10 protein-coding genes are annotated in these 13,852 nt (G+C 50.8%); 6 read left to right on the forward strand and 4 right to left on the reverse strand.

Features of this window, described 5'->3' with window-relative positions; genetic code table 11:
- The 4 genes from DRJ53_RS13515 to DRJ53_RS13530 all read left to right on the forward strand — a co-directional run bounded on the left by DRJ53_RS13515 (position 1) and on the right by DRJ53_RS13530 (position 6,325).
- On the forward strand, positions 1–3,117 hold the full coding sequence (locus DRJ53_RS13515) for an efflux RND transporter permease subunit (protein ID WP_114236183.1): 3,117 nt from the start codon (positions 1–3) through the stop codon (positions 3,115–3,117).
- Between the two features lie 139 nt (positions 3,118–3,256).
- Entirely contained in the window at positions 3,257–4,573 is a 1,317-nt protein-coding gene (locus DRJ53_RS13520; protein WP_162303873.1) for a TolC family protein, read from the forward strand.
- A gap of 347 nt (positions 4,574–4,920) precedes the next feature.
- The gene (purE, locus tag DRJ53_RS13525; protein ID WP_114236185.1) at positions 4,921–5,448 is read left to right on the forward strand and encodes a 5-(carboxyamino)imidazole ribonucleotide mutase; all 528 of its coding nucleotides are present in this window, start codon (positions 4,921–4,923) and stop codon (positions 5,446–5,448) included.
- Positions 5,414–6,325 (forward strand): DUF6929 family protein, encoded by a 912-nt coding sequence (locus DRJ53_RS13530; RefSeq protein ID WP_123893566.1) that lies wholly within the window; start codon positions 5,414–5,416, stop codon positions 6,323–6,325. Before purE ends, DRJ53_RS13530 begins: the two co-directional genes overlap by 35 nt.
- Here DRJ53_RS13530 and bshC read toward each other — a convergent pair.
- Positions 6,322–7,929, reverse strand: a complete 1,608-nt coding sequence (bshC, locus tag DRJ53_RS13535) for a bacillithiol biosynthesis cysteine-adding enzyme BshC (RefSeq protein ID WP_114236187.1) — start codon at positions 7,927–7,929, stop codon at positions 6,322–6,324. The two genes, DRJ53_RS13530 and bshC, sit on opposite strands and share 4 nt — an antisense overlap.
- Positions 7,930–8,066: 137 nt before the next feature.
- Entirely contained in the window at positions 8,067–9,410 is a 1,344-nt protein-coding gene (locus DRJ53_RS13540; protein WP_114236188.1) for a glycoside hydrolase family 140 protein, read from the reverse strand.
- Positions 9,411–9,566: 156 nt separating this feature from the next.
- On the opposite strand from DRJ53_RS13540, the gene DRJ53_RS13545 reads away from it, so the two are divergent.
- Positions 9,567–10,334 (forward strand): helix-turn-helix transcriptional regulator, encoded by a 768-nt coding sequence (locus DRJ53_RS13545; protein WP_114236189.1) that lies wholly within the window; start codon positions 9,567–9,569, stop codon positions 10,332–10,334.
- A gap of 80 nt (positions 10,335–10,414) precedes the next feature.
- Positions 10,415–10,912 (forward strand): DinB family protein, encoded by a 498-nt coding sequence (locus tag DRJ53_RS13550; RefSeq protein ID WP_114236190.1) that lies wholly within the window; start codon positions 10,415–10,417, stop codon positions 10,910–10,912.
- Positions 10,913–11,096: 184 nt separating this feature from the next.
- On the opposite strand, the gene DRJ53_RS13555 is transcribed toward DRJ53_RS13550, so the two are convergent.
- Both DRJ53_RS13555 and rimO read right to left on the reverse strand, forming a co-directional pair.
- Entirely contained in the window at positions 11,097–12,413 is a 1,317-nt protein-coding gene (locus DRJ53_RS13555) for a DEAD/DEAH box helicase (RefSeq protein ID WP_114236282.1), read from the reverse strand.
- A gap of 110 nt (positions 12,414–12,523) precedes the next feature.
- Positions 12,524–13,834 carry a 30S ribosomal protein S12 methylthiotransferase RimO gene (gene rimO, locus DRJ53_RS13560; RefSeq protein ID WP_114236191.1) on the reverse strand — a complete coding sequence of 437 codons (1,311 nt, stop codon included), beginning with the start codon at positions 13,832–13,834 and terminating at the stop codon, positions 12,524–12,526.
- Positions 13,835–13,852 lie beyond the last annotated feature (18 nt).

A 13,852-nucleotide genomic window follows, 5' to 3' on the forward strand; every position in this document is an offset into this window, starting at 1 on the left:
ATGAACATCTCCGAAATAAGCCTCAGGCGGCCTGTGCTGGCCGTGGTGCTCAACATCATCATCGTGGTGTTCGGCATTATCGGGTTCAAATTCCTGGGTGTGCGGGACTACCCCGCCATCGATCCGCCCAACATCAATGTGCGGACCTCCTACCCCGGCGCCAACCCCGACATCATTGAATCGCAGATCACCGAGCCGCTGGAAAAAGCCATCAACGGTATTGCCGGTGTAAAAAACATCACCTCGCTTTCCTCTGCGGGTTCTTCCAACATCAACGTAGAGTTTGACCTGAGCGTGGACCTGGAAGCAGCCGCCAACGATGTGCGGGACAAGGTTTCCCAAGCCACCCGCTCCCTCCCCGATGACTTGGATGCACCGCCGGTGGTTTCAAAGGCGGATGCCTCATCCGACGCCATCATTTCGATGACCGTACAAAGCAACACCCGCAACCAGTTGCAGATTACCGAGTGGGCCAACAACGTGCTGGTGGAGCGGCTGCAAACCATTCCGGGTGTGAGCGGCATCCAGATTTGGGGTGAAAAAAGGTATGCCATGCGCATCTGGTTTAACCCCGAAAAACTGACTGCCTACCGCCTTACGCCTAATGATGTGCAGGCAGCCTTGCTGCGCCAGAACATTGAATTGCCTTCGGGTAAAATTGCCGGCACCGCCACGGAACTTACCGTACGGACCTTTGGCCGCCTCAACACCGAGGAAGAATTCAACAACATCATTGTACGCAACGAAGGTGGCTCCGATATCCGCATCCGAGATATTGGCGAAGCTGTGCTGGGCCCCGAGAATGAGGAAACAGTGCTGAAAGGAAACGGCATCCCAATGATTGCACTGGCGCTAATACCGCAGCCCGGATCCAACTATGTGGCCATTTCCAACGAGTTTTACCAGCGTTTTGAGCAGATCAAAAAAGAAATGCCCGACGACATTAAGCTCGATATTGCGATGGACCAAACCAAGTTCATCAAAAAGTCGATCCTCGAAGTAGAAGAAACCCTGCTCATTGCCGTGGGCCTGGTGGTGCTGATCATTTTCCTGTTTTTCCGCGACTGGCTTATTGCCATCCGCCCGCTCATCGATATCCCCGTTTCCCTTATCGGTGCATTTTTCATCATGTACCTATGCGGCTTTACCATCAACGTACTCACATTACTGGCCATCGTTCTGGCAACGGGCCTTGTGGTGGATGACGGCATCGTGGTAACGGAGAATATTTATAAAAAAATGGAGCAGGGCATGAACAAGTGGCAGGCCGCAAGGGAAGGCTCCAAGGAAATTTATTTCGCCGTAATTGCCACCTCCATTACGCTGGCGGTAGTGTTTTTACCCATTATATTCCTGCAGGGTTTTGTAGGCCGCCTGTTCCGCGAGTTTGGTATTGTAGTGGCCGGTGCGGTATTGATCTCCGCATTTGTTTCGCTAACGCTTACACCGGTGCTCAACGTAAAAATGACCCGCAAAGGCGTCCACAAACATTCCTGGTTTTACAATAAAACAGAACCGTTTTTCCGCTGGATGGAAGACAGCTACCGCACAGCGCTGGAAGGCTTTATGAAGATCCGCTGGATGGCCTGGGTGATTGTTGCCATTTGCGGCGGCATTATTTTCTTCATTGGCCGCGGCATCCCTTCGGAGCTGGCGCCCATGGAAGACCGCAGCCAGTTTCGCCTGCAGGTAACGGCGCCGGAAGGAACCTCGTTCGATGCAATGGATCAATACATCGACCGCCTCACCGGCCTGATGCAGGATTCGGTGCCGGAACGGGCTTCACTGCTGTCGGTAACCTCGCCTGGTTTTTCGGGTGCCGGTTCGGCCAACAGCGGTTTTGTACGGGTAATGCTGGTAGATCCGGCTGAACGCGAACGGTCGCAAAAAGAGATCGTGGAAATGGTAAACCGCAACCTGCCCAAGTACAACGAAGGCCGCGCATTTGCCATCGAAGAACAAACCATTTCGGTTAACCGCCGCGGCGGCCAGCCGGTGCAGTTTGTGATTCAAAACAACGATTTTAATAAACTGGCACAGGTGCTGCCCCGCTTTTTAGATGAGGCACAAAAGAATCCCATTTTCCAGGGTGTTGATGCCGATCTGAAGTTTAATAAACCTGAATTGCGCATCAACGTGGACCGGGTAAAAGCCAGCCAGTTGGGCATTTCGGTAGAAGATGTATCGCAAACGCTGCAACTGGCACTGAGCAACCGGCGCTTTGGCTATTTTACCAAAGAAGGCAAACAATACCAGGTAATGGGCCAGGTGGTGCGCTCCGACCGCGACGACCCAACCGACCTGAAAAGCCTGTATGTGCGCAATGCCGGCGGGCAAATGATTTCGCTGGACAACCTGGTTTCGTTTACCGAAGAAACGACGCCTTCGACCATCTACCATTTCAACCGGTATAAATCGGCCACCATTTCGGCTGGTTTGGCGCCCGGCCAAACGGTGGGCGATGGCATTGAAGCCATGCAGGCCATTGCCGACCAGTTGCTTGATGAAACCTTTGCCACTTCGCTTACGGGCACCAGCCGCGACTACGCCGAAAGCTCGGGTGGTACTTCGTTTGCCCTGTTTCTGGCGCTGGGGTTGATTTTCCTGATCCTTGCGGCGCAGTTTGAATCGTTTATCGATCCGTTCATCATCATGCTGACGGTGCCGCTGGCCATTGCCGGTGCGGTGTTGTCGCTGTGGATATTCGGGCACACACTCAATATTTTCTCGCAGATTGGTATGATCATGCTGATTGGCCTGGTGACGAAAAACGGTATCCTCATTGTGGAATTCGCCAACCAAAACAGGTTGAAAGGCATGGATAAAACGGAGGCCGCCGTGTACTCGTCGGTGCAGCGTTTACGCCCCATCCTCATGACCTCGCTGGCCATGGCGCTGGGTGCACTGCCCATTGCCTTGTCGCTGGGTGCTGCGGCCACCAGCCGCATACCATTGGGTATTGTAATTGTGGGCGGTATTGTGTTTTCGCTGGTGCTTACCCTTTTTGTAATTCCGGCCATTTATTCTTTCCTTTCCAGCAAGAAAAAACGCAACGAACTGGAAGTAATGGATGAAGAAGCAGCAAAAGCGGGCCAGCCGCATTTGGAACATGCATAGTTTTTTGAACCACGAAGACACGAAGCAACAAAGCAGCACCAAGAAAATTCTTTGCGAAACTTATTGCCCTTTGTGTCTTCGTGGTTCAAAACGTCCTTTGTAAACAAGTGAACTTTTATTCAGCAGTTTATTCATGATTTTGAAAAAGATAGTATCCGCGTTTTTTTGCTTTGCCTCGCTTACCGCAACGGCGCAGTTAAGGCAACTGACCCTTAACGAAGCCATCGCCACTTCGCTGCAAAACAACTACAACATATTGCTGGCGCAAACCGATGCATCGCTGGCGGCACTGGACCGATCTTATGCCGACTTTGCTTTTTTGCCCACACTCAATGGCACTGCAGGTATTTTGTGGAACTCCAACAACCAAAAGCAGGTGTTGGCCGACGGCAGCAAACGGGAACGTTCCGATATTAAATCGAACGCCATCAACAGTTCGCTCAACCTGAACTGGACCCTGTTTGATGGCCTGCGCATGTTCATTAACCGCGACCGGTTGGGCCAACTGGAACAACTGGGCGAACTGCAGATTAAAGCGCAGGTGATCAACACCGTAGCCGATGTAATGCAATTGTATTACGATGTGGTGCGCCAACAGCAACAACTGGCTGCGCTTGAAGAGCAGATGCGCCTGAGCGAAGAACGCCTGAAGCTGGCGCAATATAAATTTGATGTAGGCACCGGTGCCAAGCCCGACCTGCTGCAAGCCCAAATTGACCTGAACGGCCAGCGCTCCGCGGCGCTAACGCAGCAAACAGCCATCATTAAAATAAAAGAGCAGTTGAACCAGTTGCTGGTGCTGCCGCTGGAAACCGATTTTTTAGTGGCCGATACCACCATTGAATACAACGACACACTGACGCTGGATGCGGTGCGTTCGGGCATCAATGCCACCAACCCGGAGCTGTTGATTGCACAGAAAAATATCGAGATCGCCAACCTCGATCTGCGGGTTCGTCGGGCAGAACGTTTCCCGGTGCTGCAGTTCAATTCGGCATACAACTTCAACCGCTCCAACAACGTAACGGTGATCAACCCGTTTCAGCCCTTGTTCAACAGGCTGCATGGACTTAACTATGGCTTTTCGGCCACCGTTCCCATCTTCAATGCATTCAATAATCGTCGCTTGACCAAGGCAGCAGAAATCAATGTGCGGGCACAACAGCTGTTACTCGATCAAAGCCGCATCACCATCAATACTTCGGTGGTGAATGCATGGCGCGATTACGACCTGTCGAAGCGTACGCTGAAACTGGAAGAAGACAACATGCTGTTGGTGCGGGAAAACCTATTTATTGCAAGGGAACGCTACCGCCTGGGCATCACCACGTTCATCGAACTGCGTGAAGCACAGCAAAGCCTATCCGATGCAGCATTCCGGTTGATTCAAGCCCGGTATAATACCAAGGTTGCTGAAATTGAGCTGATGCGGCTGCGTGGTGAATTGGTTCGGTAAAATGATCTTTTCCTATTAAATAATTGAAGGCCCATCTGGGCCTTTTTTTATGGTGTACATCGTCATTGCGAGGCGCATTGGTGTCTTTAATTATTTATAACTCCACTGCGCCGAAGCAATCTCCTGCTGGACCAAGTATCTAAAAGCGGATTAAAAAAACGTGGTTTTATTAAAATGGGATTGCTTCGGCGCAAAATATTCATTTGCACAACAAGCACCCCATGCGCCTCGCAATGACGGTGTAGCAATGCCGAAAATAAAAGCAATAGTCCGCCACGAAGACACCTTTTTTGCTTCATCGCCCACAACCGCATTAATTTGCATCGCAAACGACCTTTCATTTTTATATGAACAACAACACTCCCCTCGTCGGCATCATCATGGGCTCCGATTCGGACCTGCCGGTAATGAAAGCCGCCGCAGAAATACTGGACTTTTTTGGCGTGGCTTATGAGCTTACCGTAGTGTCGGCGCACCGCACGCCGCAGCGCATGATGCAATACGCCGAAACGGCCCGCCAGCGCGGCCTGAAGGTGATCATTGCAGGTGCCGGTGGTGCCGCACACCTGCCCGGCATGGTGGCCGCTATTACGCCGCTGCCCGTTATTGGTGTGCCGGTAAAAAGCTCCAACTCCATTGATGGCTGGGATTCCATTCTTTCGATTTTGCAAATGCCCAATGGCGTGCCGGTAGCTACCGTGGCACTAAATGCGGCAAAGAACGCCGGCATTTTGGCCGCAAAAATCTTAAGCGCCGGCGATGAAGCACTTGGCAACAAGATTGCACAGTACATGGAACAACTTAAAGATGAAGTACAGCAAAAAGTGGTGGCCATTCGCAATGGCGGTTACCACAATTCTTTCGACGGCCAATAGTATTACCGCACAATCGATCAAATTATTGAAGGCCACCACCCTGCCCTATTATCCGTCGGCATCGGGGGTAGAGTGGTACGGCGGCCAGCTGTATGTAATGGGCGATGATGCACCTAACCTGTTGTTGTTAAGTAAAAAATACAACAAGCCGGATAGCATCCCTGTTTTTCCGCGGCAGGAAAAGCGCATACACTACACTGTGAAACCCGATATTGAAGCGGCTGTGGTGGTGCGTCAGCACGGGCAAAATTATCTTTTACTCACGCCTTCTTTTTCGGCACCGCACCGCAACAAGATGGTGGTAGTGCCACTCAACGGAACAAATAAAGCGCAGGTTCTGACCAGCGCTGCGCCTGCTGTAAATCGACTAGGCGAAGTGAATATTGAGGGTGCTGCTTTTGTAGGTGAAACTTTGGTGTTTTCCAATCGCGGCAATTTTACCCACCCGCAAAACCATTTGCTGCTGGCCCGTTTTGATACCGCAAAAGGCATTGTGGACTGGCAAGTACCAATGCCTTTTACCTTGCCCAAAACAACCAATTTTACAGGTATTTCGGGGCTTTGTTATATTGCCGAAAAAGACCTGTTGCTGTTTACCGCATCAACTGAAATGACCACCAGCGCCAACGCTGATGGCGCCATTGGCGACAGCTATATTGGCATGGTGAAAGGGTTTAAGCAGCAATTAAGAACAGGTAAAATTGAAGCCGATACATTGCTGCTGCTCACACCGGTTTTGCGCAGCACCATACCGCAAAAGATAGAATCGGTAACAGTGGAAAAGAGCAAAAGATCCCGGCTCACCATTCACCTGGTGGCAGATAATGACAATGGCGAAAGCAGCTTGTTTCGCCTACGGCTAAAGCTGCCCCATTAAGCTTTCCCGGCTATTTGTATCACCGTAAATTGCTGCTCCAGTGAACCCGAATGCTGGTACAAGGCATCAATAAATTGGGCGCCCATTTGCCCGTAAAAAAAGAGGAAACTTTCGGCACGCTCTTGCAGTCCACCCCGCGGAAAAAGCTGTTGGCGCAACACTTCTATTTGCCTGCCGGCATCCGCATGCTTGCGCTTTTCGGCACGCAACATTTTCTTTTCAAGGTTGTGCAGCTTATTGATGGATGTAGCCTGCAGTGCGGCAACATGTTGCGCCAGTGTTGGATCTACAGCAACAGCCTGTGCCCTGATGGCGGCAAACAAAGCTGTGGCTTGTTCCAGCTTACCATTTAATGACAGCGGATGCTCGGCTTGTTGTCTTGCCAGCCGCTCTACCAGGCTGTTTTCTGTTTCAAAAAAATCATTTACTGAAAAACCCAGGCGGCCGATTTTATCGACTTGCTGTTTGGTGATCAGTAAAAAAGAATTGCGCAAAACCAACGCAGGAAACGGAACCTTGTAGTGATCGAAGAGAGATTTTAATTGCAGCCAGTAAGCCAGCTCGCCACCGCCACCAATGAAGGCGATATTGGGCAGTATCATTTCCTGGAACAGACCGCGTAAAATTACATTTGGACTAAAACGTTCGGGATGCTCTTGCAGCAACGCTTCCATTTCGCTATCCGAAAAACTTAGCTCGGTGTTGTTTACCGCAAAGCCCCCTTCTGTTCGAACGATGCGTTCCCTGATGCCTTCCTCGAGGTAAAACAAATTGATCTCCCTCGGGTGTGCCTGCACGTTATATTGTGCCGAAAGATCGGCTGAAGTTTTTTCTACTAATTGGGAAGAAACGGGATTAAATAATTCTTCACGAAATAGCGAGGTCATACATCGTTTCAACTCTGCATCGTCGGGTATCAACACAATCAATCCAAACCGGTTAAAAAGATCGTGGACCAATCCAAATGTTGCATCTTGTATCCGCACACCTTTTTTAAAATGTCGTTGCAGCATATCCATCACTTCCTGCGCAAAAGGCAGCGGCGCCAATTGGCCGCTTAACTCCACCGTTAACCGCTCCAGTGCAGCATCGACCTGCATGCGGCCTACAGCGCCGGTTTGCGCCGTTTGCCACACATACTTTTTGCCTTGTACGGTAAAATGATTCAGCTCGTCGAGATCGGCATCTTCGCTGCCCATATAATACACGGGTACAAAATTCAGATCGGGATGTTCTTGTTTTAGCGAAGCGGCCAGTTTGATGGCATGAAGTATTTTGTAAATAAAATACAGCGGGCCGGTAAACAAATTAGGCTGGTGCGCCGTGCACACAGTAAATGTATTTTGGGAAAGCAGCTGTTCGATGTTTTGCATTACCGCTGCACCTGCATCAACGGCAGCATACTGTTGTTGCAGCCGCTCCACCAGCAACTTCCGATCAATGCGATGTTGTCCTTTCTGCGCAATAGCCTGTTGCAACCCCGCAGCATCTGGCCGGTTGGTGTAAAATCCATCAAGCGCCGGTGCGCCGGCAAGGTAGTCGAGCACAATGGGCGAAAAGCTGTTGGTGTTGCTGTATGGCAGCGAGTGTGCAGAAAATTGCATGCGGCAAAAGTAATTCAGTGTTCGATGCATTCAACAGTTGAACGCCATTTATAGTTGCGGCTTTAACGTTTATACAAGTAGGTTCTTTTTACCGCGTCATGTTATGATGGCAGCGCTATTTAATTGCAATATGTTTTTCACCTGCCCGGTGCCTTGTAATCGGTAACATCAAGCACCAACACCCAATCCTCATTCCGGCCCGTTGTGGGCGGTGTTGCACGAAGCTGTTTGCCTTTGGTTGTAAACTTGCCGCTTTCAGCCTTTCCCTTGCGTGGGTTGAACCACCAGGCTTTTTTAGGCGCCGCTTTGAGTGCAGCAATATTGATGGCAACGGGCTTTCCTACCGGCAAATAGATCATGGCATACGTTCCGGCACTGTCGCGAAACGCCACCGCATGTTCGCCTTTTGCGCCCTGCCCTTCGGCAATCAGCGCCTGGTCGGGCACACGGCTGTTCATTGGCCGCGACTCCATCAATCGGCGCAGGTAGCCTACCTGTGTGGCACCCGGCCGGTCGATGGCTTCGGTCCAAAAACGATCAACATGGTTTACTTTTTCTTCCCGCGGATTGTAGAACTGCCACACGGCATGGTGCCCATAAGTAACGCCGGCGGCACCGGCAAACACCGATCGGTAGCTTTGTTTCCGTACATCGTAATCGGAGTAATAGCCGTTTGCCGGGTCCCATGTGGGCCAGGGGCTCACCGGGTGATCTTCGTAATTGGGCTCCGCATCAATCACGGGTTTTGCAGGCAACAAGGCCCGGTCGCGTTGTACCCAATCCCACACCGGCACATCAGGGCCGCTGCCGTGGCCGCTTTGCATCATGTTCATGTGCAGCCAGGGCTCGCTGTGCAAATGCGCCGAAGTGGAGGCGCCACCCGAAATGTGATAGGTGATAAAGGCCTTGTTGGCGGTGCCTTCCAAAATTCCGCGGGCCATTTGCCGCCACAGCGGCCTAAAGTCGGCGGAGTCGGTTACGGCCGGGCGGTCGCCGCCCAAAATCCAAAGTACATTGGTTGCAGCAGCGTATCGTTTGCCTAAATACAAGCCGTAGGTATAAGCATTTTCAGGTGTAAACACCTCCGGGCCGGTGCCCCACATTTTGGTCACTTTATCGCCCCAGGTGGGCAACAAACCCATGTATAAATTTTTAGCTGCTGCCATCTGAACAATGCTGTCCACCCGCTTAAAATAAGCTTCGTTGGGCGTTGCAGGGTTCATGTTGTGCAGCGGCACCTGGCCGTACTGGTCCGGCTTACGCAGGCCATCAAACTCGGCCAGCAGCACGGCCTGGATCACGTTGAAACCTTTTGCGCTCCGGTTGGCGAAGTAGCGTTCCGTTTCTGCCATCGTTAACCGATGAAACAGCTCCCAACCGGTATCGCCCAGCCAAAAGAACGGTGTACCGTCGGTGTGTTGCAGGTAATGGCCTTTGGGTACAATAGGACCATGATCCCACGGCTTTTGCGCAGTTGCCATTGTTGCGCAGCATAGGTATAAAACAATTGAAAACAACCATCTCATTGGGGCAAGCATTGAATAAGAAAGATACAGAAAAGGGGCGCCGGCCCATGATGAAAAAAGTATTTTTATCCCACTATATTTACCCGCATACCACAAAACCACAACCCCTGCATGAACCGCATCGACCGACTTTTTGGAATACTTACACTGCTGCAGTCGAAGAAATTTGTGCCGGCAGAAACCATTGCAGCAAAATTTGGCATCAGCATCCGCACCGTTTACCGCGATGTAAAGGCGCTGTGCGAACAAGGCATCCCGGTGAGCTTTGAGCAAGGCAAAGGATACTTTGTGGTGCAGGGATATTTTTTGCCACCGGTGGCCTTTTCCTCGGAAGAAGCAAATGCGCTGCTGCTGATGGAAACCATGGTGCAGGGCTTTGCCGATAAATCTATTGGTAAGCACTACGCCACTGCGTTGCAAAAGGTAAAAGCAGTATTGCGCAGCACGCAAAAAGATTCGGTGGAAGCCTTGTCGCCCAATATCCGCATACAGCTATGCGGATGGCAGCAACCCGATTATGAATACCTTTCTACGTTACAGCAATGCATTGCCGGAAAAACGGTTGTGGCACTCCGTTATACCGATGTGCGGCAGCAACCTACGGAGCGGTGCATCGAGCCGATCGGGCTCCTGTTTTATGCATTTAGCTGGCACCTAATTGCATGGTGCCAGTTGAGGCAAGATTATAGAGATTTTAAAGTGGAACGCATCACCGCCGCCTGCAACACCGGCCGCGCATTTACCCATACTGGTCATCTTACGCTGGACGAGTACATCAAATCGTTGCCCGCAGAATACCTGCAACCTTGCAAAAGTGAAGAGGCCACCGCCAAAAGGCAGCCGGTAAAAAGCGCCGTTACTGAACCGGTTCTACTTTAAAAAAATTTTACGCTTAACGTTTGGCTGGCTGCCATAGGGTTGTCAGCGGCGCATATTTTCTTTGTACAAAACAAAACAACATGGATATCATTCAACTGCTTTCAAAAGAACTGGAGCAAGAAGCGCAAACCACCCGCAAGATGTTGCAGCGCGTTCCGGAAGACAAATGGGATTGGAAACCACACGAAAAGAGCATGAGCCTGAAAGTGCTTTCGCTGCATGTGGCAGAACTGGCGGGCTGGATCAGCATGGCCATCAATACCGAGGAGCTGGATTTTGCGGCAAGCCCGTACACGCAGCCGCCGGTGCAAACCAATGCCGAACTGCTGCAGGTTTTTGAAACTGCATTGCAACAGGGGAAGGAGGCATTGGCTAAAGCTACAGAAGCCGACCTGCAACCAAACTGGACGCTGCGCACCGGCGAACATATTCACGTAGTGCTCACCAAGTACGAAATGGTGCGGCATGCGCTGGCGCAAATGATCCACCACCGGGCACAACTAGGTGTGTACCTGCGCCTGCTGAATATTCCCATACCGGGCAGCTACGGTCCCAGCGCCGATGAAATGAATTTTTAACCACCCTAACTAATGAAGCGGCGAGATAAAAAAAGCCGGTGCAGTATTCAACAAGCACCGGCTTTTTGGATGGTAAATTATTCGCTTATGCTTTTTTGATGCGAACACAATGGCGCATCAAATAAATGAGCAGGTGGAGCTAAATACTATTGCAAACAATACAGTTATTTAGGCACCGTACCGGCTATTTAGCCACCGCGATCTTGATCTTTTTACCTTTTAGTTTTTTGTCTTCAATCTGCTTCAACACATACGAAACATGGTTGCGACGCAGGGCCACAAAAGAAAAGAAATCCTTTACTTCGATCACGCCAATATCTTCTTTTTTCAAGCCGCCCTGCTGCGCTAAAAAGCCAACAATATCCACTTTGTTTACTTTGTCTTTTTTACCTGCGGCCACAAACATGGTCGTCCATTTTGGTTTCTCCGGCAACGGTGCCGTTTCATCCAAATCAAAATAAGGTGTTTCCTGTGCCAAATAAGCGGGCAGCTTTTCGTCGGGGCCAACCATCAACACTGCCGTGCCACTGGCTTCCATGCGGGCTGTGCGACCGTTGCGGTGTGTAAAAATATCTTCGTTCGCCGGCAGGTGATAGTGCACAATGTAACGGATGTTGAAAATATCCAAACCTCTTGCTGCCAGGTCGGTGGTAATCAAATAATTAATGCTGCTATTGCGGAATTTTGCCAGCGCCACTTCCCTGTCTTTTTGCTCCATTGCCCCGTGGTAAAACACGCTGATGATGCCTTTTTCGTGCAGCATATGGTGCACCCGCTCCACCGACTCACGGTGGTTGCAAAACACAATTGTGGCGCGGTTGCCCACCGTGCACAAAAAGCGCACAAGCGTACCGATCTTGTCGCTATCGGGGCTTTCTACCTGCATGATCTCGAGCTTTTCCACCGGTGCCGCATCTTCAGGTAAAAAATTCAGTCGGTGAAAATCGGCACTCAAAAATTCGGGGATAGCCACCGTTTCCGTTGCCGATGTAAGCATGCGGCGTTGTACCGCAGGCAGTTGGCTAATGATCTCTTCAATTTCTTCCACAAAACCCAATTCCAGCGATTTATCGAACTCATCGAGTACCAGCGAATGGATGCTTTTGGTAGTAATGTTGCCGCGGCGGATATGATCGCCCAGTCGGCCGGGAGTACCCACAATGATTGCGGGTGCTTCCAGCAGTTCATTTTCTTCTGTTTCCCGCTTATGCCCACCATAGCAGGCGGTTATTTTCAGGCCGGTGCCCATTTTGCGAAACACGTCCTCAATCTGCAGCGCCAGTTCGCGGGTAGGCACAACAATGAGGGCGCCGGTTTCCTTTTGGCCCTTTTCCAAATGAATGAGCAGGGGCAACAAAAACGCCAGCGTTTTGCCCGAGCCTGTTGGCGATAGCAACACGATGTTTTCCTGTTCCGAAGCAGCCGAGATGGCTGCCTCCTGCATTTCGTTCAATGCTTTAAAGTTCAGTGCAGCCAGTATGCTGTTCAGTTCATAATTCATATCCGTTGCTTTTTTTGCGTCCAATCAAATACAATTAAAAAGGCAAAAGTAAAAAGCCGAAATGGACGTCCGTTTCCCGACCTTTTACTTTTGCCTTGTCTTCGAAATATTTACATTACCAGTTCGCCTTCCAGATCGTAATCGTAGGCGCGGGTAATTTTTACATTTACAAATTCGCCGGGCAGCAGCTTTTGACTTGTTTGAATAATCACCTCGTTGTCCACTTCCACTGAATCAAACTCTGTGCGGCCCAGGTAGCGGCCGGCTTCTTTTTTATCTACAATCACTTTAAACACCTGCCCTACTTTTTCCATGTTTTTTTCCAGCGAAATTTCCTGTTGCACCGCCATGATCTCTTCGGCGCGGCGCTGCTTTTCGTCGGCCGGAACATTATCTGATAACCCAAAGGCCGGCGTGTCTTCTTCATGTGAGTAGGTAAAAATGCCCACCCTGTCGAACCGCTGCCGCTCCAGGAAGCCTTTCAGTTCTTCCACATCATCCAAGGTTTCGCCGGGGAAGCCCGCAATCAGCGTGGTGCGCAGGCAAATGCCCGGAACCGTTGCGCGGATCTGCAATATCAGGTCTTCCATTTCGGCGCGGGTGATCTGGCGGCGCATAGCCTTCAGCATGTTATCAGCTGCATGTTGCAGCGGCATATCGAGATAGTTACAGATGTTCGGCCGCTCTTTCATCACGTCCAGAATATCCATCGGGAACTTGTGCGGATAAGCGTAATGCAGGCGGATCCATTCGATGCCGGGCACATCGCTCAAGCGTTTTAACAAATCGGCCAGCATGCGTTTTTTATACAGGTCCAAACCGTAATAAGTCAGTTCCTGCGCAATGAGCATGATCTCCCGCACACCACGTTGCGCCAACCGAGTTGCTTCTGCAACAATATCTTCAATGCTGCGGCTGGTGTGTGCACCACGCATTAGCGGAATAGCACAAAAGGCACAGGTGCGGTTGCAGCCTTCGGCAATTTTTACATAGGCATAATGCTGCGGCGTAGCCAACAGGCGTTCGCCCAGCAGTTCGCTTTTATAGTCGGCCTCAAAACGCTTGAGCAGCAGGGGCATTTCCATGGTGCCAAACCAGGCGTCCACTTCCGGGATGCTTTGCTCCAGGTCATCGCGGTAGCGCTGGCTGAGGCAGCCGGTTACATATACTTTATCGAGGCGGCCTTTTTGCTTGAGGGCCACCTGCTCCAGGATGGTGTTCACGCTTTCTTCTTTGGCCTTATCAATAAAGCCGCAGGTATTGACCACCACAATGTTGTGGTCGCGTTTGGCACTTTCGTGCACCACATCAATTTCGTTGGCAATGAGCTGCCCGCTCAGCACCTCACTATCTACCATGTTTTTACTGCAGCCCAGCGTAATGATGTTTACTTTGTCGCGTTTTAGTGTTTTTGCTTTCATGCGTTGCCTGATGGCGCC

This window comes from Paracnuella aquatica (assembly GCF_003332885.2).
In the GTDB taxonomy this organism is placed as follows: Bacteria; Bacteroidota; Bacteroidia; order Chitinophagales; family Chitinophagaceae; genus Flavisolibacter; species Flavisolibacter aquaticus.